The 21387-nt window shown below is 70.0% G+C and carries 20 protein-coding genes, 1 pseudogene and 1 riboswitch; of the genes and pseudogenes, 8 read left to right on the top strand and 13 right to left on the bottom strand.

What is annotated here, in order from left to right:
- Positions 1-2 precede the first annotated feature (2 nt).
- The 4 genes from cydD to hisC form a co-directional block, all read right to left on the bottom strand.
- Positions 3-3578, bottom strand: coding sequence for a thiol reductant ABC exporter subunit CydD (cydD, locus tag EAO76_RS18190; RefSeq protein WP_148837001.1), 3576 nt, complete (start codon positions 3576-3578; stop codon positions 3-5).
- Between the two features lie 121 nt (positions 3579-3699).
- A complete protein-coding gene (cydB, locus tag EAO76_RS18185; RefSeq protein WP_148837000.1) occupies positions 3700-4701 on the bottom strand; it encodes a cytochrome d ubiquinol oxidase subunit II in 1002 nt (333 codons plus the stop codon).
- 18 nt (positions 4702-4719) lie between these two features.
- Positions 4720-6228 (bottom strand): cytochrome ubiquinol oxidase subunit I, encoded by a 1509-nt coding sequence (locus EAO76_RS18180; protein ID WP_148836999.1) that lies wholly within the window; start codon positions 6226-6228, stop codon positions 4720-4722.
- A 327-nt stretch (positions 6229-6555) separates the two neighbouring features.
- Positions 6556-7635, bottom strand: coding sequence for a histidinol-phosphate transaminase (hisC, locus tag EAO76_RS18175; RefSeq protein WP_148836998.1), 1080 nt, complete (start codon positions 7633-7635; stop codon positions 6556-6558).
- A gap of 370 nt (positions 7636-8005) precedes the next feature.
- On the opposite strand from hisC, the gene EAO76_RS18170 reads away from it, so the two are divergent.
- From EAO76_RS18170 to EAO76_RS18160, 3 genes are all read left to right on the top strand, one after another.
- Positions 8006-9121, top strand: a complete 1116-nt coding sequence (locus EAO76_RS18170; RefSeq protein ID WP_148836997.1) for a LacI family DNA-binding transcriptional regulator — start codon at positions 8006-8008, stop codon at positions 9119-9121.
- A 173-nt stretch (positions 9122-9294) separates the two neighbouring features.
- Positions 9295-10353 (top strand): metallophosphoesterase, encoded by a 1059-nt coding sequence (locus EAO76_RS18165; RefSeq protein WP_148836996.1) that lies wholly within the window; start codon positions 9295-9297, stop codon positions 10351-10353.
- Positions 10354-10538: 185 nt separating this feature from the next.
- Positions 10539-11363 (top strand): hypothetical protein, encoded by an 825-nt coding sequence (locus EAO76_RS18160; RefSeq protein WP_148836995.1) that lies wholly within the window; start codon positions 10539-10541, stop codon positions 11361-11363.
- An 84-nt stretch (positions 11364-11447) separates the two neighbouring features.
- Here EAO76_RS18160 and EAO76_RS44640 read toward each other — a convergent pair whose 3' ends face one another.
- A complete protein-coding gene (locus EAO76_RS44640) occupies positions 11448-11675 on the bottom strand; it encodes a winged helix-turn-helix transcriptional regulator (RefSeq protein WP_262375614.1) in 228 nt (75 codons plus the stop codon).
- Positions 11672-11956 (bottom strand): annotated as a pseudogene (locus EAO76_RS18150) (transposase); the annotation flags it as partial. The pseudogene EAO76_RS18150 and the gene EAO76_RS44640, both read right to left, overlap by 4 nt.
- A gap of 85 nt (positions 11957-12041) precedes the next feature.
- Here EAO76_RS18150 and EAO76_RS18145 point away from each other — a divergent pair.
- Complete coding sequence (locus EAO76_RS18145; RefSeq protein ID WP_148836994.1) at positions 12042-12473, top strand: DUF4440 domain-containing protein; 432 nt, start codon at positions 12042-12044, stop codon at positions 12471-12473.
- A 51-nt stretch (positions 12474-12524) separates the two neighbouring features.
- Here the strand turns inward: EAO76_RS18145 and EAO76_RS46320 are convergent, their stop codons facing one another.
- The 3 genes from EAO76_RS46320 to thiC all read right to left on the bottom strand — a co-directional run bounded on the left by EAO76_RS46320 (position 12525) and on the right by thiC (position 15109).
- The gene (locus tag EAO76_RS46320; RefSeq protein ID WP_262375573.1) at positions 12525-12653 is read right to left on the bottom strand and encodes a hypothetical protein; all 129 of its coding nucleotides are present in this window, start codon (positions 12651-12653) and stop codon (positions 12525-12527) included.
- 51 nt (positions 12654-12704) lie between these two features.
- Positions 12705-13223, bottom strand: a complete 519-nt coding sequence (locus EAO76_RS18140) for a ferredoxin (RefSeq protein WP_148836993.1) — start codon at positions 13221-13223, stop codon at positions 12705-12707.
- A gap of 110 nt (positions 13224-13333) precedes the next feature.
- Positions 13334-15109 carry a phosphomethylpyrimidine synthase ThiC gene (gene thiC / locus EAO76_RS18135; protein ID WP_148836992.1) on the bottom strand — a complete coding sequence of 592 codons (1776 nt, stop codon included), beginning with the start codon at positions 15107-15109 and terminating at the stop codon, positions 13334-13336.
- A riboswitch (TPP riboswitch) is annotated at positions 15102-15235 on the bottom strand. Its footprint overlaps the gene before it by 8 nt.
- A gap of 69 nt (positions 15236-15304) precedes the next feature.
- Between thiC and EAO76_RS18130 the strand changes: the two genes are divergently transcribed.
- Positions 15305-16627 (top strand): YibE/F family protein, encoded by a 1323-nt coding sequence (locus tag EAO76_RS18130; RefSeq protein ID WP_262375572.1) that lies wholly within the window; start codon positions 15305-15307, stop codon positions 16625-16627.
- A gap of 80 nt (positions 16628-16707) precedes the next feature.
- Here the strand turns inward: EAO76_RS18130 and EAO76_RS18125 are convergent, their stop codons facing one another.
- The 4 genes from EAO76_RS18125 to EAO76_RS18110 all read right to left on the bottom strand — a co-directional run bounded on the left by EAO76_RS18125 (position 16708) and on the right by EAO76_RS18110 (position 18960).
- Positions 16708-17145: an SsgA family sporulation/cell division regulator gene (locus EAO76_RS18125; RefSeq protein ID WP_148836990.1), complete on the bottom strand. Its 438-nt coding sequence runs from the start codon at positions 17143-17145 to the stop codon at positions 16708-16710.
- A 101-nt stretch (positions 17146-17246) separates the two neighbouring features.
- On the bottom strand, positions 17247-18017 hold the full coding sequence (locus EAO76_RS18120; RefSeq protein WP_148836989.1) for an IclR family transcriptional regulator: 771 nt from the start codon (positions 18015-18017) through the stop codon (positions 17247-17249).
- A 242-nt stretch (positions 18018-18259) separates the two neighbouring features.
- Positions 18260-18469 (bottom strand): DUF5326 family protein, encoded by a 210-nt coding sequence (locus EAO76_RS18115; RefSeq protein ID WP_148836988.1) that lies wholly within the window; start codon positions 18467-18469, stop codon positions 18260-18262.
- Positions 18470-18642: 173 nt separating this feature from the next.
- On the bottom strand, positions 18643-18960 hold the full coding sequence (locus EAO76_RS18110; RefSeq protein ID WP_148836987.1) for a cupin domain-containing protein: 318 nt from the start codon (positions 18958-18960) through the stop codon (positions 18643-18645).
- A gap of 68 nt (positions 18961-19028) precedes the next feature.
- On the opposite strand from EAO76_RS18110, the gene EAO76_RS18105 reads away from it, so the two are divergent.
- From EAO76_RS18105 to EAO76_RS18095, 3 genes are all read left to right on the top strand, one after another.
- A complete protein-coding gene (locus tag EAO76_RS18105) occupies positions 19029-19406 on the top strand; it encodes a phage holin family protein (protein ID WP_148836986.1) in 378 nt (125 codons plus the stop codon).
- A gap of 83 nt (positions 19407-19489) precedes the next feature.
- Entirely contained in the window at positions 19490-20620 is a 1131-nt protein-coding gene (locus EAO76_RS18100; protein ID WP_148836985.1) for a cystathionine gamma-lyase, read from the top strand.
- A 191-nt stretch (positions 20621-20811) separates the two neighbouring features.
- Positions 20812-21387: LysR family transcriptional regulator (locus EAO76_RS18095; RefSeq protein ID WP_148837384.1), on the top strand; the 576-nt coding region annotated here is incomplete at its 3' end.

The following is a 21387-nucleotide window of genomic DNA, read 5'->3' as shown; positions in this document are numbered from 1 at the left end:
GCTCACACCCGTGCGTCCACCGCCCCCTCGGGCACCCGCGCCCTCCCGGCGCCCACCGGTTCCGCGTCCTCGCCCGGAGGCCGTACGGCCATGGCCTCCTGTTCGCGTTCGCGCACCAGCATCCGGCGCAGCGGTCCCTCGACGGCGGCGAGGTCGGCGTACGGGCCGCGCTGCACGATCCGGCCGGCGTCCAGCACCAGCACCTCGTCGACGGCTTCGAGCCCCTGCAGGCGGTGGGTGATCAGGACGGTCGTGCGCCCGCGAGTGGCGGTCAGCAGGTCGGCGGTCAGGGCGTCCGCGGTCGCCAGGTCGAGGTGCTCGGCCGGCTCGTCCAGGACGAGCACCGGGAAGTCGGCGAGGAGCGCCCGGCCCAGGGCGAGGCGCTGGCGCTGACCGCCGGAGAGGCGTGCGCCGTGCTCGCCGACCGGAGTGTCCAGCCCGTCGGGCAGCGACTCGACCCAGTCGAGCAGCCTGGCCCGGCCGAGGGCGTCGCGCAGTTCGTCGTCCGTCGCGTCGGTACGGGCGAGCCGCAGGTTCTCCCGGATGGAGCTGTCGAAGACATGGGCGTCCTGGGCGCACAGCCCGACGAACCGCCGCACCGCGTCCCCCTCCAGCGCGCGGGCCTCGACACCGCCGATCCGGTACGTCCCCGTCCGCTCGTCCAGGAAGCGGAGCAGGACCTGGGCGAGGGTCGTCTTCCCCGAGCCGGAGGGGCCGACGACGGCGATGCGCCGGCCGGCCGTCAGCGTCAGGTCCACGGCGTCGAGGGCGTCCCGGTCCGTTCCCGCGTACCGGGCGGACAGCCCCCGCACCTCCAGCGGGAAGGGCGTGGCGGGGGCCTCGGCCGGGTCGTCGGGTTCGTGCACGGGCAGCGGGGCGTCCAGCACCTCGAACACCCGCTCCGCGCTCCGCTTGACCCGGTGGCGGTACTGCACGGCGAGCGGCAGGCCGGTCACCGCCTCGAAGGCGGCCAGCGGCGTGAGCACCACCACGGCGAGCTCCACGCCCGCGAGCCGGCCGTCCCGCACGGCCGGGAGGGCGACGAGCGCGGTGGCGATGACGGTGAGGCCGCCGATCAGCGCGGTGAGGCCGCCGCCGAGGGCGGTGGCGGCCGCCGCGCGGGCGGCGATGCGGGTCAGTACGCCGTCGGCCTCCCGGGTCCGTGCCGAGCGGGCGGGCAGGGCGCCCGCGACGGTCAGCTCGGCGGTCCCGCCGAGCAGGTCGGTGATCCGGGTGGCCAGCTCGGCGCGTGCGGGGGCCAGTCGGCGTTCCGTGCGGCGGGAGCAGGCCCCGGCGACCAGCGGTACTCCCACGCCGGCCAGCAGGAGTCCGGCGGCCAGCACGGCGCCCGCCGCCGGGAGCAGCCAGCCGACGAAACCGACGGTGGCCGTGCCCACGACCGCGGCGGTCGCGACGGGCAGCATCCAGCGCAGCCAGTAGTCCTGCAGGGCGTCGACGTCGGCGACGAGCCGGGAGAGCAGGTCCCCGCGCCGGGTCCGGCGCAGACCGGCGGGAGCGATGCGCTCCAGTCCCCGGTAGACCGAGACGCGCAGCTCGGCGAGCATCTTGAGGACCGCGTCGTGCGAGACCAGGCGCTCGGCGTAGCGGAAGACGGCCCGTCCGAGGCCGAAGGCGCGGGTCGCGGTCACCGCGACCATCAGGTAGAGCACCGGGGGCTGCTCGGAGGCTCGGGCGATCAGCCAGCCGGACACCGCCATGAGCCCGACCGCCGAGCCCAGGGCGAGGCTTCCCAGCAGCAGCGCGAGGGCCAGTCGGCCGCGCTGCGCCCCCGCGGCCTCCCTGACCCGGGCCAGGACGTTCCCGGAGCGGGGCGCGGTCTCCCTGATCGCCCCGGCGTCCTCCGCCGCCACGGGCCCCTCAGTGCCTTCCCGCGGCACCGGAACCGGCGCCCCGGTCCCGCCGGACCGTTCCGGTCGTCGCGGTGTCCCCGGGGCCAGCGTCACCACCCGGTCGGCCACCGACAGCAACGCCGGGCGGTGCACCACCAGCAGGACGGTCCGGCCCGCCGCCAGCCTCCGTACCGCTTCGACGATGCCCGCCTCCGTCTCGCCGTCCAGGCTCGCGGTCGGCTCGTCGAGCAGCAGCAGCGGCCGGTCGGCGAGGAAGGCCCGCGCCAGGGCGAGCCGCTGCCGCTGTCCGGCGGAGAGCCCCGCCCCGTCCTCGCCGAGAAGCGTCCGGGCGCCGTCGGGCAGCTCCGCCACGAAGTCGTGGGCCCCCGCGTCGCGCAGGGCGGCCGCCACCGCGGCGTCGTCCGCGTCGGGACGGGCCAGTCGTACGTTCTCCGCGATCGTGCCCGCGAAGAGGTACGGGCGCTGCGGCACCCAGGCGATCCGCTCCCGCCACCGCTCGGGCACGAGGTCCGCCGACTCGGCGCCGCCGACCCGCACCCGCCCCTCGTCGGGCGCCGTGAACCCCAGCACCACGTCGAGCAGAGTGGACTTCCCGGAGCCGCTGGGGCCGACCAGGGCGACGGTCTCCCCCTCCTCCACCACCAGCGAGGCCCGGTCCAGGGACGGCGCGGTACGGCCCTCGTGCCATACGGTCACCCCCTCCAGCTCCAGCCGCAGCGACCGGGGGACCGGTGCCGTGCCGCCGGTCCGGGGCTCGGTCTCCAGGACCGCGAAGATCTCCTCGGCGGCCGAGAGCCCCTCGGCCGCCGCGTGGTACTGCGCGCCGACCTGGCGGATCGGCAGATACGCCTCGGGGGCCAGGATCAGCACGACCAGGCCGGTGTAGAGGTCGAGTTCGCCGTGCACCAGCCGCATGCCGATGGTGACGGCGACGAGGGCCACCGACAGCGTCGCCAGCAGTTCCAGCGCGAAGGACGACAGGAACGCGATGCGCAGGGTCCGCAGGGTGGCCCCGCGGTACTGCGCGGTGATCGTGCGGATGGACTCGGCCTGCGCCTTGGCCCGGCCGAAGACCTTCAGCGTCGGCAGTCCGGCGACCACGTCGAGGAAGTGTCCGGAGAGCCGGGACAGCAGCCGCCACTGGCGGTCCATCCGCGACTGGGTGGCCCAGCCGATCAGGATCATGAAGAGCGGGATGAGCGGCAGGGTGACCACGATGATCGCCGCCGAGACCCAGTCCTCGGTGACGATCCTGGCGAGGACCGCCACCGGCACGATCACCGCGAGTCCGAGCTGCGGCAGATAGCGCGCGAAGTAGTCGTCGAGCGCGTCGACGCCCCGGGTGGCGAGCGTCACCAGGGAGCCGGTGCGCTGCTCGCCGAGCCATCCCGGCCCGAGCTCCGCGGCACGGTCCAGCAGTCGGCCCCGGAGTTCGGACTTGACCGCCGCTCCGGTCCGGTACGCGGCCAGCTCGGTCAGCCAGGAGACCAGCGCCCGCCCCAGCGCGACCGCGGCGAGCAGGATCAGCGGGGTCCGCAGCCCGGAGACGGTCAGCCCGTCCTCGAAGCCGCCCACCACCACCTCGGCGATGAGCATGGCCTGGGCGATGACCAGCCCCGCCCCGACGGCGCCGAGCGCCACCACGGCGGCCAGGAAGAAGCGGGTGGCACGGGCGTGGCGGAGCAGACGCGGATCGATCGGTTTCACGTGAAACAGCCCCTGGCGAGCTAGGTGTGTTGCCCTGTGAGGTCGGTGGACGGAGCCCGTCCGGCGGGTCGGGGCCGGTGTCGCGCCCCGGTCCCGACCCGCCGGTCGGCCCCGTATGCGTTCAGTGCGCTTCGGCGATGTGCTGCGTACCGATGCGCTTGCGGAACACCCAGTACGTCCAGCCCTGGTACAGCAGGACGAGGGGAGTGGCGATCCCGGCGCACCAGGTCATGATCTTCAGCGTGTACGGGGTGGACGAGGCGTTGGTGACCGTGAGGCTCCAGGCATCGTTCAGCGAGGACGGCATGACGTTCGGGAAGAGCGACAGGAAGAGCATCGCCACCGCGGCCGCGATGGTCACTCCGGAGAGCGCGAACGACCAGCCCTCACGCCCCGCCGCGATCATGGCGATCGCACCGACCAGCGCCGCCGCGGCGGTGATCATCGCCAGCAGGCTCCAGCCGTTGCCCCGGTCCAGCTGGGTCCAGATCAGGAAGCCGAGCGCGAGCACCGCGGTGACGACGCCCAGCTTCAGCGCCAGCCTGCCCGCCCGCTCCCGGATGTCCCCGACGGTCTTGAGCCCCACGAACACGGTGCCGTGGAAGGTGAAGAGGAAGAGCGTGACCAGTCCGCCGAGGATGGCGTACGGGTTGAGCAGGTCCCAGAAGTTGCCCACGTACTCCATGTCGGCGTCGATCTTCACGCCGCGCACGATGTTCCCGAAGGCCACGCCCCAGAGCAGGGCGGGGATCAGCGAGGTCCAGAAGATCGCGTGTTCCCAGTTGGTCTGCCACTTCTCGCCGGACCGCTTGGCCCGGTACTCGAAGGCGACCCCGCGCACGATCAGGCAGCCCAGGATGATCAGCAGCGGCAGGTAGAAGCCGGAGAACAGGGTGGCGTACCACTCGGGGAAGGCGGCGAAGGTCGCACCGCCCGCGGTGAGCAGCCACACCTCGTTGCCGTCCCAGACGGGACCGATCGTGTTGATCAGGACCCGGCGTTCCTTGCGGTCGCGGGCCAGCAGCTTGGTGAGGACACCGACCCCGAAGTCGAATCCCTCCAGGAAGAAGTAGCCGGTCCAGAGGACGGCGATGAGCACGAACCAGACGTCGTGGAGTTCCATCTCTCAGCTCCGCTGTTCTCAGTAGGAGAAGGCCATCGGCCGGTCGGCGTCCTCGTGGTCGCCGCCGATCCTGGTGGGCGGGTTGAGGTCGGCCTCCGTGAGCTCCGGCGGGCCCGCCTTGATGTACTTCACGAGCAGCTTGACCTCGATGATCGCGAGCACGGCGTAGAGCAGGGTGAATCCGACCAGCGAGGTGATCACCTCGCCCTGCGAGACGCCGGGGGAGACCGCGTCGCGGGTCTGGAGCACTCCGTAGACCACCCAGGGCTGGCGGCCCATCTCGGTGAAGATCCAGCCCCAGGAGTTGGCGATCAGCGGGAAGAGCAGGGTCCAGAGCGCGAGGATCCAGTAGCACCTGGCGAGCTTCGGGCTGAGCGCCTTGTTCTTGAAGAGGACCAGATTCGGCACCTCGTCCTCACCGGTCCGCAGTGCCGGCGGCAGCATGAACTTCTTCCGGGTCAGCCACAGTCCGAGGATGCCGAGGCCGAAGGAGGCCATCCCGAAGCCGATCATCCAGCGGAAGCTCCAGAACGCGACCGGGATGTTGGGCCGGTAGTCGCCGGGGCCGTACTTCTCCTGCTCGGCCTTGTTGATGTCGTTGATGCCGGGGACGTACGAGGTGAAGGTGTCGTCGGCGAGGAAGGACAGTATCCCCGGGATGGAGATCTCCACGGTGTTGTGGCCCTTGGCCACGTCACCGACCGCGAAGATCGAGAACGGCGCGCCCTTCTCGCCCTCCCAGAGCGCCTCGGCGGCCGCCATCTTCATCGGCTGCTGCTTGAACATGACCTTGCCCAGCCGGTCGCCGCTGACGGCGGTGAGCAGTCCGGCGATCACGACCGTGATCAGCCCGAGCCGCAGCGAGGTCCGCATCACCGGGATGTGCCGCTTGCGCGCCAGGTGGAAGGCCGCGATGCCGACCATGAACGCGCCGCCGACCAGGAAGGCCGCGGTGATGGTGTGGAAGAACTGGGTGAGCGCGGTGTTCTGGGTGAGCACGCGCCAGAAGTCGGTGAGCTCGGCCCGGCCGCGTTCCTCGTTGATCCGGTAGCCGACCGGGTGCTGCATCCAGGAGTTGGCGGCCAGGATGAAGTACGCGGACAGGATGGTCCCGATGGAGACCATCCAGATGCAGGCGAGATGGATCTTCTTCGGCAGCTTGTCCCAGCCGAAGATCCACAGTCCGATGAAGGTGGACTCGAAGAAGAACGCGATCAACGCCTCGAACGCGAGCGGGGCACCGAAGATGTCGCCGACGAACCGCGAGTAGTCGGACCAGTTCATGCCGAACTGGAACTCCTGGACGATGCCGGTGACGACACCCATGGCGATGTTGATCAGGAAGAGCTTGCCCCAGAACTTCGTCGCCCTGAGGTACTTCTGGTTGTTCGTCCGCACCCAGGCGGTCTGCAGGCCGGCGGTGAGCGCGGCGAGAGAGATCGTCAGCGGGACGAACAGGAAGTGGTAGACGGTAGTGATACCGAACTGCCATCGCGCCATGGTTTCCGGCGCCAGAGCCAGCTCCACGTCGTCTTCTCCTTACTTCGCCGTATCCATTCCGGCAGTTTGCCCTTTAAGTCCGACTGATCACGGGAGCAAAAAGGACACGCTTGTGAACGCGTTCACATTCACAAGCATTATGGCGCACAGACTTTCGGGACGTTCGGGCGGGGTACCCCTCTTCGGGCGTTCCGGCAATGTTCCGATCATTCCCCCCGAAGCAGACAACCGGAGGTAACCCTTCCGGACCGCTGTCCGGCCCCTGCCGGGGCTCCACGCACCAGGGCCCCGCACCTCGGCCAACGAGGTGCGGGGCCCTGGACCCTCCGTCGTGCGCGGGCGGACCGCGCCGCGCTACAGCTCCTTGCGGTACGCCTCCGTCACCTTGAGGAACAGGTCGTTCGCCTCGTCCTCACCGATCGAGACCCGCACGCCCTCGCCCGCGAACGGCCGGACCATCACGCCGGCCCGCTCGCACACCGCGGCGAAGTCGGCCGTGCGGTCCCCCAGCCGCAGCCAGACGAAGTTCGCCTGGGACTCGGGCACGGTCCACCCCTGCTCGGCCAGCGCCCGCTGCACCCGGTCGCGCTCGCCGACCAGGGAGCCGACCCGCCCCAGCAGCTCGTCCTCGGCGCGCAGCGAGGCGACCGCCGCGTCCTGCGCGAGCTGGCTGACCCCGAAGGGCACCGCCGTCTTGCGCAGCGCGGCCGCCACCGGCTCGTGGGCCACGGCGAAGCCGACCCGCAGCCCCGCCAGGCCGTACGCCTTGGAGAAGGTGCGCAGCACCGCCACGTTGGGCCGGTCCCGGTAGATCTCGATGCCGTCCGGCACCTCGGCGTCGCGGATGAACTCCCGGTACGCCTCGTCGAGCACCACCAGGACGTCGCCCGGCACCCGGTCCAGGAACCGCTCCAGCTCGGCCCGGCGCACCACGGTGCCGGTCGGGTTGTTCGGGTTGCAGACGAAGATCATCCGGGTGCGGTCCGTGATCGCGTCCGCCATCGCGTCGAGGTCGTGCACCTCGCCGTCGGTCAGCGGGACCTTCACCGAGGTCGCGCCGCTGACCTGCGTGATGATCGGGTACGCCTCGAAGGAACGCCAGGCGTAGATGACCTCGTCACCGGGGCCCGACGTGGCCTGGAGCAACTGCTGCGCCACACCGACCGAGCCGGTTCCGGTGGCGAGATGCGAAAGGGGCACACCGAAACGGTCGGACAGCTCGTTCATCAGACCGGTGCAGGCCATGTCCGGGTAGCGGTTGAAGTTCGAGGCCGCCGCCAGGGCGGACTCCAGCACCCCGGGCAGCGGCGGATACGGATTCTCGTTGGAGGACAGCTTGAACGCGACCGGTCCGTCGGCAGCAGCCGGCTTGCCCGGCACATAGGCGGGGACGCCGTCCAGCTCGGCGCGCAGCTTGGGGCTCGTCTCGCTCACCGCAGGTCCTCCTCGACCGTCTGTACACATCAATACTGCTCACCTTATGAGGATTGGGCGCCGCTGCGAATGGGTCGATCGCCCAATCGTCCGGTGCGACCGGGAATGGGGGGAGCGCCCCCCGTTCCCGCGCACGCCGGTGGCTCACGCCGTGGCGCGCGTCCCCCGAAGAGGTGAGATGAGACCTCTTCGAGACATCGACCATTCGGCAGGCCCATCGGTCCAGGCACCTGACACACCATGGATAGACTTGCCAACATCCTTGACTTACAAGGCAATTGACCGTTGATGATCATGCAAAAACGTGCCTGTCAACGGGCGAATATGCGACCGGGCCAACCACCCGTCCGAGCCCTACTATCGGCTCGCCATGACAGCAGCAGGGAAGCACCAGGTGAGCCGGACGGACACACCCCGGCGCGGCGGCGGCCGACAGGGACGAGCGGGAATCCGGGACGTGGCCGCCGCCGCCGGAGTCTCCATCACGACCGTCTCCGACGCGCTCAACGGCAAGGGCAGGCTCCCGGACGCCACCCGCCGCCATGTCCGCGAGGTCGCAGAGCGCCTGGGCTACCGCCCTTCCGCAGCGGCCCGCACCCTCCGTACCGGCAAGTCGGGCCTGATCGGCCTGACCGTGACGACATACGGGGACGAACCCTTCACCTTCACCGAGTTCGCGTACTTCGCGGAGATGGCCAGAGCCGCCACCTCCGCCGCGCTCGCCCGCGGGTACGCCCTCGTCATCCTGCCCGCCACCTCGCGCCACGACGTCTGGTCGAACGTCGCCCTCGACGGCACCGTCGTGATCGACCCCTCCGACCAGGACCCGGTCGTCACCGAGCTGGTGCGCCAGGGCCTCCCCGTCGTCTCGGACGGACGCCCGGCCGGCACGCTCCCGGTCACCGCCTGGGTCGACAACGACCACGGCGCCGCCGTGCTCGACCTGCTCGACCACCTGGCCGCCGCCGGGGCCCGCCGCATCGGCCTGCTCACCGGCACCACCACCGACACCTACACCCGGCTCTCCACCACCGCGTACCTCCACTGGTGCGAGCGCGTGGGCCAGGACCCGGTGTACGAGTCCTACCCCGCCCACGACCCGTGCGCGGGCGCGGTGGCCGCCGACCGCCTGCTCGCCCGCCCCGACCGCCCCGACGCCGTCTACGGCCTCTTCGACCCCAACGGCACCGACCTGCTGGCGGCGGCCCGCCGCTACGGCCTGCGGGTCCCCGAGGACCTGCTGCTGGTCTGCTGCAGCGAGTCGACCGTGTACGCGACGACCGAGCCCCCCATCACCACGCTCTCGCTCAAGCCGCGCAGGATCGGCACGGCGGTCGTCCAGCTCCTGATCGACGCCATCGAGGGCGTCGATCACGACGGACCCGTGGAGCAGGTCATACCGACGGAACTCATCGTGCGGACGTCGTCGCAGCGCCGTCCGCCGCGCACCACGGTCAGTGCACCCCGCTCCCCGGCCAGGGATTGATCGGGTGATTTCGGACCAATCGACCGGTGAACCCGATGTGCGTCCGGATTCACCACCCCTGGTGCGTCACACAGCACGATCCGCATTCCTATGATGGGCGCACGACACCGCGGACCGCCCCGACCAGCAGGGCCCGTCAGGTGTACGGCGGCGCGACGGTGGTGGAGGGGTCGATGACACAGGGGGCCGGTCAGGAACCCGTGGTGCGGACTGCGACGTTGCGCGACTTCCGCGTACCGCCCTATGCCCAGAACCCGGTGCCGCCGTCGGCACCGCACCCGGGCAGCGCCGTGCCCGGCGACGAGCCGCCGGAGGGGTACACGCCCACCGCGCGCGACCTGCCCGTGATCAACCGCGGTGACACCCTCCAGGTGCCGACCGTCCCCGACCCGCGTCCCGCCCCGGAGCAGGGACGCGGGCCGCTGTACGTCGTCGGCGACGTCCACGGCTACCTGGACGAGCTCCGCGCCGCCCTCGCCGAGCAGGGCCTCATCGACGCCGACGGCAAGTGGTCCGCGGGCAACGCCCGGCTCTGGTTCCTCGGCGACTTCACCGACCGGGGCCCCGACGGCATCGGCGTCATCGACCTCGTGATGCGGCTGTCCGCCGAGGCCGCCGCCGCCGGCGGCTACTGCAAGGCCCTGATGGGCAACCACGAACTGCTGCTCCTCGGCGCCAAGCGGTTCAACGACACCCCGGTCAACTCCGGCGCGGGCACCGCCACCTTCCAGGCCGCCTGGCTGCTCAACGGCGGCCAGAAGAACGACATGGAGCGGCTCCAGGAGGTCCACCTCCAGTGGATGGCCCGGCTCGACGCGATCGTCGAGGAGGACGGGCATCTGCTGATGCACTCCGACACGACGGCGTACCTCGAATACGGCACCACCATCGAGGACGTCAACGACAACGTGCACGCCATTCTCACGCGCAACGACGCCGACGAGTGCTGGGACCTCTTCCGGAAGCTCACCAAACGGTTCGCCTTCCGCGACGAGGCGGGCCCGCAGGCCGTCCGGGAACTGATGGCGACCTACGGCGGACAGCGCATCGTCCATGGTCACAGTCCCATTCCATACCTCCTCGGAGAGGTCGGCTCGGAGGACGGCGAGGACGGTTCCGGCCCCGTGGTCGAGGGCCCGCACGTGTACGCGGACGGGCTCGCCATCGCCATGGACGGCGGCGTGACCATGGCCGGAAAGCTACTGGTCGTCCAGCTGCCTCTGCATGACTGACGCTCTTCCGGGAAGACGCATCCACGACCTGACCGCGCCGACTGCTGGGCCTATTTCCGGAAACCCCCTGTCTCCCCGTGCCGTGGGCGCTCTACCATCGGCGTATCAGTAGCAGGCTCTCCTCCGTTTCCGCTCGAAAAGCCCGGTACGAACGCGGGTGATCGGGCCCTACGGAGCATCGGGGGATGCACATGAACAGCGCTCCGCACCTGCTGGCCGAGGACCGCCCCGAGTACGAGCGGATCCTCGACGACGCACTGCGTCATGCCCATGAACGACCAGATCTGGCCGCGATCGGCGAACGGCTCAACGCCGTGCAACTGCGCACCATGGCGCTGGACGCCACGGCGCTGATCACCGCGACGGCCGCCACCGAGTACCAGCACTACGTGCGGGCCCGCGAGGAACTGCGCAGACCGGCCGAGGGCGAGGACGAGGAATCGGGCCCGCCCCCCGGCACGAGCCGGCAGCGCCAGTCGGGCGCGGGCGCAGGGGCCGTCGTCACGGTCCTGGCGCCGGTGCTCGCGGGCACCGCCGCGTTCATATTCCTGCTGGTCGGCTATCTGCTGCGGCTGCTCGACGACCCACCCGCCTTCGCCTCGACCATGGTCTCCGCGGGCTGGTTCTTCGCCGCGGCCATGGCGGCCGCGATCCTGGTCGCCGTCATAGGGCTGCTCATCACCGCGCTGCGCAACGGCGCGGAGCCGCGTCCCGTCGAAGAGGCGGAGGAGGAGCTTCCGGAGGAGGTGGCGCGGGCCCGGGAGGCTTGGCGCCACGCCCTGCTGGAACGCGGCATACTGCCGTTCCTGCGGGACGCGCTCGACGACCCCACCGCCGGACGTGCCGCGCGCACACCGGTCCGCTCGGCGAACCGCATCCCGAAGGTCGGCTACAGCCGGCCGGACTTCTCCAGCCCGGACGGCGGCCCTGCCGCGGGCCCCCGGCCGACGTTCACCAGTCCGGACTTCACCAGCCCCGACTTCGGGGGCCCCGAGCACGAACCGGACTGAGCGTCTCCGCACGTCGGCCGGGGACGGCCCGGCCCGGTCCCCGCCCGCGAACCGCAGGGCTCGCGCCGGAGGCATCGGGAACCGTCATCGACGAACGCGTTGCCCGGGCGGCTGTTCGTCCCGGAAACCGGGCCGGTTCAGCCGCAGCAGCCTCTCACCGGTCGCGTACAGCTCGACCAGCAGCGGCCGCAGCGCTCTGCCCGCCTCCGTCAGGTCGTACCGCGTCCGCACGGGAAAGCCGCGCCGCCGCTCCACGGTCACGAGCCCCCGCTCCCGAAGGGCTCGGAGCCGCTCGCTTACTGATCGTTTCAGAATGAGGTTCGGAGTCGTCTCAAACAGATGATGCTGCAGGCGAGTTGGAGCAGTCCGAGGTGGAGGTCGGCGCGTATCTCGTAGCGGATCCGCAGTCGTTTGAACTGGTGGAGCCAGGCGAAGGTCCGCTCCACGACCCAGCGCGTCTTGCCCAGCCCCGAGCCGTGCGGGACACCTCGACGGGCGATCTTCGGGGTGATGCCCCGAGCCCGCAGGATGCGGCGGTACTTGTCGTAGTCGTAGCCGCGGTCGGCGAACAGCCGTCGCGGCCGGTGACGAGGCGCCCGACTGCCCTGGTACCAACTCCGCGTCCCAGACGTGGGTTTCCGTTTGGTGACGTATGCCGTCGGACTGTTCGCTTGCCACATGACACATCATCCCGGTCCGGCCCTGGCCCGCAGGGCCGCCGACCATCCGTTCGTCTTCGCCCGGGCCTTCAACACCTTCGATCCGGCGGTCCTGGACCGGCTCTACGAGCCCGACGCGGGCTTCGTGCCGGTGCCCGGCCGGCTGGTCACCGGAGCGGAGCGGTTCCGGGCCAACGACGACTTCCTCCGCCTGCGCGTCCCGATCGAGGTGTCGCCCCGTCACACGTACGTCGTCGGTGACCTGGCCCTGCTGATCGTCGACTTCGTCATCGCCGGAACCGCCGCGCACGGCGGCGAGGTACGCGTCGAGGGCACCGCGACGGACGTCGCCCGTCGCGGTGCCGACGGATACTGGCGCTACGCGATCGACAACCCGTTCGGGGCGGCGCATCCTCCCGAACCGACGCCGACCGCCCCCGGCCCGCGCTGAGCTCCCACGACCGGGGCCGCGGGCGCTCGGCGCGAGGTCCGTGGCGGGGGCTCAGTCCGCGATCGGCAGATGGGCCCGGTTGCCCGAGGCCGCGAACTCCTTGGACTTCTCCGCCATGCCCGCCTCGATCTCCTCCCGCGAACCGCCGTGCTCGCGCCGGATGTCCCGGGAGATCTTCATCGGGGACAGCTTCAGGCCGAACCAGCGCCCCAGGTCGGGAACCCCTGTCGACTACAGCTCGGGCAGCCGTTCACCGGGAACGGGAGACCGCCCCTCTTCCAGCCAGTGGAGGTAGATCCGCAGGTCCCCCGGCAGAGGTCCGGCGATGTAGTCCGCGAAATCCCGGACGGCGGCGGCCACACCCTGCTCCGCCCAGTCCATGTCGTCCCAGTCGTGGGCGGACAGGTACCGCGTGATCCGGCCGCGGCCACGCCACCACTCCCGGACCGCATCCGGTGTCCACCACGAGTCGCCGTCGCAGCCGTAGCCAAGAAAGGGGTCCTGGTCGGCTGCTTCGACCAACCGAGCTGTCTCTGCCGGGGTTCGGGGTTGGCGGTAGACGTACTCCGTCAGATACTCACCGCCGTAAAGGACGTGTTGAGGTGCGGAGAGTCGGCCTGTTCGGCAGGTATCGGTCTCGCCACCGTAGAAGGGCCCCGGGACATTGAGCCAGAGCCGGTCGTCCCAGCCGCCTCGGAATGCCTCGCGGTCCTTGCCAAGGCTTGCAACGGGGTCGTAGTAGAGCGTCACCGGCTCAGCATAGGAACCTCGTTCGATCTCGCCGCAGGCCACGGGAGCCCGGAACGCTGTTCCGGGAAGCCCCTTCCACTTCCCAGAACAGCGTGATCAATGGTCCGGCGTCAGTCCGCGATCGGCAGATAGACCCGGTTGCCCGAGGCCGCGAACTCCTTGGACTTCTCCGCCATGCCCGCCTCGATCTCCTCCCGCGAACCGCCGTGCTCGCGCCGGATGTCCTGGGAGATCTTCATCGAGCAGAACTTCGGGCCGCACATCGAACAGAAGTGCGCCGTCTTCGCCGGCTCCGCGGGCAGCGTCTCGTCGTGGTACTGCCGCGCGGTGTCCGGATCGAGGGCCAGGTTGAACTGGTCCTCCCAGCGGAACTCGAACCGGGCGTCGGAGAGCGCGTCGTCCCACTCCTGCGCCCCCGGGTGCCCCTTGGCGAGATCCGCCGCGTGGGCCGCGATCTTGTAGGTGATGACGCCGGTCTTCACGTCGTCCCGGTCGGGCAGGCCCAGGTGTTCCTTCGGCGTGACGTAGCAGAGCATCGCCGTGCCCCACCAGGCGATCATCGCCGCGCCGATGCCGGAGGTGATGTGGTCGTACGCCGGCGCGACGTCGGTGGTCAGCGGGCCGAGCGTGTAGAACGGCGCCTCCTCGCAGATCTCCTGCTGGAGGTCGATGTTCTCCTTGATCTTGTGCATCGGGACGTGTCCCGGTCCCTCGATCATGGTCTGGACGCCGAACCCCTTGGCGACCGTGTTGAGTTCGCCGAGCGTCCGCAGCTCGGCGAACTGCGCCTCGTCGTTGGCGTCGGCGATCGAGCCGGGCCGCAGCCCGTCGCCCAGCGAGTACGTCACGTCGTAGGCCGCGAGGATCTCGCAGAGCTCCTCGAAGTGCTCGTACAGGAACGACTCCTTGTGGTGCGCGAGGCACCACGCCGCCATGATCGATCCGCCGCGCGAGACGATGCCGGTCTTGCGGCGGGCGGTCAGCGGCACGTACGGCAGGCGCACGCCGGCGTGGACCGTCATGTAGTCGACGCCCTGCTCGGCCTGCTCGATGACGGTGTCCTTGTAGATCTCCCAGTTCAGTTCCTCCGCCCGGCCGTCGACCTTCTCGAGCGCCTGGTAGAGCGGGACGGTACCGATCGGAACGGGTGAATTACGCAGAACCCACTCACGGGTGGTGTGAATGTTGCGGCCGGTGGACAGATCCATCACGGTATCGGCGCCCCAGCGCGTCGCCCACGTCATCTTTTCCACCTCCTCCTCGATGGAGGACGTCACCGCGGAGTTGCCGATGTTGGCGTTGACCTTCACCAGGAACCGCTTCCCGATGATCATCGGTTCGATCTCGGGGTGGTTGACGTTGGCCGGCAGCACGGCCCGGCCGGCCGCGATCTCCTCGCGCACCACCTCCGGCGCGACGTTCTCCCGGATCGCCACGTACTCCATCTCCGGGGTGATCTCGCCCCGTCGGGCGTACGCGAGCTGGGTCACGGGCCGCCCGTCCCGGCTGCGACGGGGCAGCCGGGGACGGCCCGGGAAGACCGCGTCGAGGTTGCGCAGCCCCCCGCGCGGCGAGGTGTGCCTGAGTCCGTCGTCCTCGGGACGGACGGGGCGGCCCGGGTACTCCTCGGTGTCGCCGCGGGCGGTGATCCAGTTCTCCCTCAGCGGCGCGAGTCCGCGACGGACATCGGTCTCGACTGCGGGATCGGTGTACGGCCCCGACGTGTCGTACAGCGTCACGTCCTTGCCGTTGGTGAGGTGCACCTGACGGACCGGCACTCGGAGGTCCGGGCGCGAGCCCCGGACGTACCCCTTGTGCCAGCCGATGGACTTCCCGGCCTCGTCGCTCCGACTGGAGGCAGGCGTGCGTGCGTCCGATGTGGTCATGAGACCTACTCCCTACGCCGGCATTACCCGGTAACAGGTTCGGCGGTCGGCGCAGCTCTCTCCGTACGGACGTACGGATGTCAGCGCCCTCTCAGCCCGGTGCTCCGAGCTCCCGCGTGTGCAAAGGTCCCTCCACGCTAGCGTCCCGTCCGGCGGGATGAACAGGGGGTCCGTCCTTCTTGCGATGATCTGCCGGTGACGTCCCCCCGTATCGACACCGAACTCCAGGGCCATCAGCACGGCCACTCGCACAGCCACGGTCCCGCGGCGCCCGTCTCCAGACATCTGCGCAAGGTCATCGCGGCCGTCCTGATCCCGTTCGCCACCGCTGTCGTCGTCGGCCTGGTGATGCTCTGGCCGGGCGGCGCCCCCGCGCAGGAACGGACCGGTGTGGGGTTCGACCGGCAGACCCAACAGGCGAAGGTGGTGAGAGTCGACAAGGTGAACTGCAAGGACGTGAACGCGGTGCAGGTGCCCGTCGGCCAGGAGTCCGCCCCGCCGGCGGACGACGGCAGGGGGTTGTGCCGGAAGGCCACCGTCGAGGTGACGTCCGGGCCCGACCGGGGCCGGACGTTCGTCGAGATCGTGCAGCCCGACGCACCGCGCCAACTGCGCGAGGGCCAGGGCGTGATCGTGTCGTACGCGCCCGACGCGCCCCGCGAGCTCCAGTACTCGGTGACGGACGTGGCCCGGAAGTTCCCGATGACCCTGCTGGCCGGGATCTTCGCCCTGGTCGTGGTCGCGGTGGGCCGCATGCGCGGGGTACTGGCGCTGGTGGCGCTCGCGGTGTCGTTCGCCGTGCTGACCCTGTTCATCCTCCCGGCCGTGCTCCAGGGCTCCAACCCGCTGCTCGTCGCGGTGGTGGGAGCCAGCGCGATCATGCTGATCGCGCTCTACATGTGCCACGGCCCGAGCGCCCGCACCTCGGTGGCGGTGATCGGCACACTGGTCTCGCTGCTGCTGATCGGACTGCTCGGATCACTCTTCATCGGCTGGGCGAGCCTGAGCGGCAACACCGATGACAACACCGGCCTCATCCACGGCCTGTACCCGCACATCGACATGAGCGGTCTGCTGCTGGCCGGTGTCATCATCGGTTCGCTCGGAGTGCTCGACGATGTGACCGTCACCCAGACGTCCGCGGTCTGGGAACTGCACCGGGCAAACCCGTCGATGGGCGTGCGCGGGCTCTACCGGGCGGGGATCAGGATCGGGCGCGACCACATCGCCTCGGTCGTCAACACGCTCGTGCTCGCCTATGCCGGCGCCGCACTGCCGTTGCTGCTGCTCTTCTCCATCGCGCAGAGCAGCGTGGGGACGGTGGCCAACAGCGAGCTGGTGGCGGAGGAGATCGTACGAACCCTGGTCGGCTCGATCGGACTGGTCGCCTCGGTGCCGGTGACGACGGTGCTCGCTGCTCTGGTCGTCTCCGCGGACCGCACAGGACTCGGCGCGGAAGCCGGAGCTTCGGCACCCGTACGGGCCGGGAAGGGCCGTCGTCGCAGGACGAGGGCCTGAACGTCTCCGCCGGGTGAGCAATTCACCCATTCGGCAGGGGGCGTGTTCGACCGGCGATCCGGTCGGTGGCACCGCTTCCTTCAGCCCGCGTTCTGCTCCTCGGCGAGAATCCGGCCCAGGGCCTCCTCCAGATTGCCGTCGAAGTCACCGAGCGTGCACTCCTGCCCCAGCGGCACGAGCTTGTCGGTCCGGTCGAGAAAAGCCACGAGCGGCGCGGTACCGGCCCGGAAGAGGGCCCGGTCCTCGCCGACCTGAAGCCGGATGTGCACATCGGACAACCCCTCGGGCTCCGTCGGCCCGATGTGCACATCACCGTCCCCACTGGGACTGTTGAGGCCGTCGAGCAACAGCTCACGACCGAATGCCCAGGTGACGGGGGCATCGCCGGGCAGATGGAAGGTCATGCGGATCGCATACGGATCGCAGACCTCGTACCGGAGCTCCACCGGGATCCGGAAAGAGAGTTCCTCGGAGACGAGGAAGCTCATCATGACCTCAGCTTGAACCGACTCGCGCATCGTTCAACCCCGCAGTAGATGAATCTGGCCAGGAATGATCCCCCATGGCCCTATTGACGCCATCGTGGTGCACGCGATAGCAGATCACAAGGAGTGATTTTTCAGATACTGATAGAGAACACGAACGAACGCAAGAGGTTGGACACTTCGCCACGTAGTTGTTCGACTGCGGGGAGCAACCGGCTCTCCTGCTCCAGGGGTACCGAAATGGCCATCGCAGCAGCGGTGAATCCGGCCGCGATCGGGATGGCGGCGCAGACCGTGCCCAACGCGTACTCCTGTCGTTCGATGACAGGTTCCATCCGTTCCAGCGACCGCAATCGCTCCAGGAGTGCCGCCCGGTCCCGCACCGAGTAGCGGGTCAGCGGACGCACAGGGTGACGATCGAGGTGGTCCTCGCGGGCCTTCTCGTCGAGTTGGCTCAGCAGACACTGGCCGATCGCGTGGGCGTGCCCGGTCTCCCGGAAGGAGGCCCATTCCGTGACGGCGGGGGTGGCCGGTGCGTCGGCGACCGCGATGAGTTCGATCTCGCCCTCGCGGTAGACGGCGCAATACACCGGTGCGCCGATGACGTCGCGCCACCGGCTCAGCGAATCGGCCATTCTGCTGCGGCGATGCCGCAAAGCCCCTTCGCAGGCCAGCCGTTCGGCGGCGGCCCCGAAGAGGAAGACGCCCTTCTCCCGGCGCAGATAGCCCTCGTGCGTCAGCGTGCGCAACAGGTGGTAGGCGGTGGGAAGGGGCAGGCCCGTCTCCCTGGCCAGCTGTTTCGCGGGCGCCCCGTCCCGGTGGGCACCCACGGCCTCCAGCAGTCTCAGCGCTCGCTGAACCGAACCGATCAGCGTCGGGGCAGCAGTGCTCGATGCCGTGGTCAACGGTCACCCCCAGGCATGGTGACGGGCGGTCAGCCCGCCTGTGGGGGCCGCCCCCACCGACTGCCGCATGACTGGGTCCGGAGAGTGGAAGCCGTGCAAACCACTGGTCAGCTCGGTGACGGTCGGTTGATTCCCAGATGGTGGCAGCGAATTGTCACTGTATCGGCCGGGTCCGCACGGAGCGTTGTTTCGTCCTGACGCTTAGCTCAGCCGGGCTAATTCCCGGCCGGCTTCCGATCTTCCTACCAGTCGCCACGCGAGGAGGAGGACATGAACTTGCGTACGACGAAAATGAGCCCGCCGACCAGGATCACGAATACCAGGACCTTGAAGAGCAGGCCGATCACGAATCCGACCACACTGGCGATCAGACCGCCGAACACCACGATCGCGAGGACCGGCACCGCGATCCACTTCACCCACCAGGGCATCCCGGCGAATATCTCCCGCACGGCCATCGTCCTTACCTCGTCTCTGTGAGTTCCTGCCTTCGATGCTAGAGGCGCGGAAGGGTCCGGCGGCGGTTCGGCGGCCCTTGAAGTCCCCTGATCGACCCCCTAGGGATCCCTGAGAACGAACCCCCCGCTCCCCGGACGGCGAGGAGCGGTTCCCGGATCGGCGGGAGTCAGCTCTCCGGCGGGGAGAAGACCACCATCACCCGCAGGTCCTCGGTGATGTGGTGGAACTTGTGGGCGACCCCGGCGGGCACGTACACCACGCTTCCCCTGCCCACCTGTGTGGTCTCCATGCCGACCGTGATCGCCGCCCGCCCGCTGACCACGAGGTAGACCTCGTCCTGGTTGTGCGGCTGCTGCGGGTCGAGCTCACCGGCGTTCAGCGCGTAGAGGCCGACGGACATGTTCCGTTCCTTCACGAACTGCAGGTACGCGCCGTCGTTGGCGGCCCGCTCCGCCTCCAGTTCGTCCAGTCTGAATGCCTTCATGGCCAGTCCGTCCCTTGCCTCTGCACTGCCGGTGTCCGCCACCGATCATGTCTGCCACGATCAGACACATGAAGAATTTCCTAGTCAAGACGATCGCCAACGCGGGTGCCCTGGCCGTGGCCGTCTGGCTGATCCAGGACATCACGCTGACCGGCGGCAGCACCGGCCGCAAGGCGCTCACGCTGATCCTGGTCGCCCTGCTCTTCGGCCTGGTGAACTTCTTGGTCAAGCCGGTCGTACAACTGCTGACGCTGCCGCTCTTCATCCTCACGCTCGGGCTGATCACCCTGCTGGTCAACGCGGCCATGCTGCTGCTGACCTCATGGCTGGCCGGTCTGTTCGACCTGAGTTTCCACGTCGAGGGCTTCTGGACCGCCGTGCTCGGCGGACTGATCATCTCGATCGTCTCGTGGGCGCTGAACGCGATCCTGCCCGACAAGGACTGAACGACGTCCGCGCACCGCTCCGGCAGCAACCGGAGCGGTGCGCACGGAACCGGTGGCGCACCGGAGAGCAGCGAGGATGAACCATGAGCACCTTGGGCGACGGAACCCGGGCGGTACGGGCCGGGCTGCCCGAACCGGAACAGTTCGAGCCCACCCTGCCCGGCCCGGTCTTCGCCGCGCACTTCCACCTGTCCGGTGAGCCGACCGGCCCCTACACCTACGGCCGGGACACCAACCCGACCTGGACCCGGCTGGAACGTGCCATCAGCGAGCTGGAGGCTCCGGGGGAGGACGTCGAGACCACGGTCTTCGCCTCCGGGATGGCGGCGATCTCGGCCGTGCTGCTGTCCCGGGCGCGCACCGGCGACGTGGTCGTGCTGCCCGACGACGGCTACCAGGCCCTGCCGCTGGTACGGGAGCAGCTGGAGGCGTACGGCGTCGAGGTGCGAACCGCGCCGACCGGTGGCGACGGGCAGCTGGCCGTCCTCGCAGGGGCGAAGCTGCTGTGGATCGAGACCCCGTCCAATCCGGGGCTCGACGTCTGCGACGTGCGCCGGCTCGTCGACGCGGCGCATGCGGCCGGCGCCCTGGTGGCCGTCGACAACACGCTCGCCACCCCGCTCGGCCAGCGGCCGCTGGAGCTGGGGGCCGACTTCTCGGTGGCCAGCGACACCAAGGCCATGACCGGGCACGGGGACATCCTGCTCGGCCATGTCACCTGCCGCGATCCGGAGCTGATGGCGGGGGTGCGGCGCTGGCGCAAGGTCGTCGGCGCGATCCCCGGGCCGATGGAGGCCTGGCTCGCGCACCGTTCGCTGGCCACGCTGGAACTGCGGATCGACCGGCAGTGCGCCACCGCGCTGACCCTGGCCGAGGCGTTGTCCCGGCGACCCGAGGTCACCGGGCTGCGGTATCCCGGGCTGCCCTCCGATCCCTCGTACCCGCAGGCCGTCCTGCAGATGCGGCGCTTCGGCCCGGTGGTGTCGTTCGTCCTGCCCGACCGCGAACGGGCCGAGCGTTTCCTGGCCGCGCTGCGGCTGGTCGACGACGCGACGAGCTTCGGGGGCGTGCGTTCCACCGCCGAGCGCCGGGGGCGGTGGGGAGGAGACGCCGTGCCGGAAGGCTTCATCCGCTTCTCGGTCGGCGCCGAGAACCCGGACGACCTGGTGGCCGACGTGGAACGGGCACTGGACTCTGCCGCTGCCGACAGCTGACCGACCGGTGGTACGGCGGCCCGAGCCTCCCCCCTCGTGGCTCGGACCGCCTCCGGTTCTTCCTGCGAAGAACCGCCCAAGCCAGGCTAGTTGACTCTCCGTCAGTGTCCAATCACCGTGGCGACAGCGACCTATCGACATATTTATAGTTGTACGGGCCCGAAGCGTCGCGAAGGTGGGAGAGACCGGACATGGACCTGGCCCTGTTGCGCACGTTCGTCACGGTGCACCGGGCCGGCTCCTTCACCAGGGCGGCCGCCCTGCTCGGTCTCTCCCAGCCCGCGGTCACCTCGCAGATCCGCACCCTGGAACGGCAGCTGGGCCGGCCGCTCTTCCTGCGCAGGGCCCGCGGGGTGACCCCGACGACCATCGGCGACGAACTCGCGCACCGGACGGCGCCGCATCTGGACGCGCTGATCGAGATCACCGAGGCGGAGCTCGACGAGGAGTCGGGCGTACGGACCCTGCATCTGGCCGGGCCGCCCGAGTTCACCTCGGTACGCGCCCTGCCCGCGCTCACCCCGCTCGTCGCCCAGGGGCTGGCGCTGCGCAGTTCCTTCTTCGCCTGCGCCGAGGAGACGCTGGAGGGCCTGGCGGCCGGGCATCACGACCTGGCCATCGCGACGGCCCGGCCGCGCGGCGGGCTGCTCACCGCGACCCCGCTCTGCGACGAGGAGCACGTGCTGGTCGCCGCGCCGCGCTGGGCCGGGCGCCTCGGTCCGGGAACCTTGCGGCACAAGGGGCCGGTGGTGCTGGCCCAGCTGCCG

Origin of the sequence: Streptomyces sp. sk2.1 (genome assembly GCF_008120935.1) — a bacterium.
GTDB lineage: Bacteria > Actinomycetota > Actinomycetes > Streptomycetales > Streptomycetaceae > Streptomyces.
The sequence above is the reverse complement of the archived record's forward strand: the minus strand, read 5'-3'. Positions and strand labels throughout refer to the sequence as shown.

Coding starts and splice junctions, on each gene's coding strand:
- EAO76_RS18145 (WP_148836994.1), top strand. CDS start 12,042: ATGACACATCATCCCGGTCCGGCCCTGGCCCGCAGGGCCGCCGACCAT.
- cydB (WP_148837000.1), bottom strand. CDS start 4,701: ATGGAACTCCACGACGTCTGGTTCGTGCTCATCGCCGTCCTCTGGACC.
- EAO76_RS18165 (WP_148836996.1), top strand. CDS start 9,295: ATGACACAGGGGGCCGGTCAGGAACCCGTGGTGCGGACTGCGACGTTG.
- EAO76_RS18100 (WP_148836985.1), top strand. CDS start 19,490: ATGAGCACCTTGGGCGACGGAACCCGGGCGGTACGGGCCGGGCTGCCC.
- EAO76_RS46320 (WP_262375573.1), bottom strand. CDS start 12,653: ATGAAGATCTCCCGGGACATCCGGCGCGAGCACGGCGGTTCGCGGGAG.
- EAO76_RS18125 (WP_148836990.1), bottom strand. CDS start 17,145: ATGCGCGAGTCGGTTCAAGCTGAGGTCATGATGAGCTTCCTCGTCTCC.
- EAO76_RS18110 (WP_148836987.1), bottom strand. CDS start 18,960: ATGAAGGCATTCAGACTGGACGAACTGGAGGCGGAGCGGGCCGCCAAC.
- EAO76_RS18170 (WP_148836997.1), top strand. CDS start 8,006: ATGACAGCAGCAGGGAAGCACCAGGTGAGCCGGACGGACACACCCCGG.
- thiC (WP_148836992.1), bottom strand. CDS start 15,109: ATGACCACATCGGACGCACGCACGCCTGCCTCCAGTCGGAGCGACGAG.
- EAO76_RS18105 (WP_148836986.1), top strand. CDS start 19,029: ATGAAGAATTTCCTAGTCAAGACGATCGCCAACGCGGGTGCCCTGGCC.
- EAO76_RS18160 (WP_148836995.1), top strand. CDS start 10,539: ATGCACATGAACAGCGCTCCGCACCTGCTGGCCGAGGACCGCCCCGAG.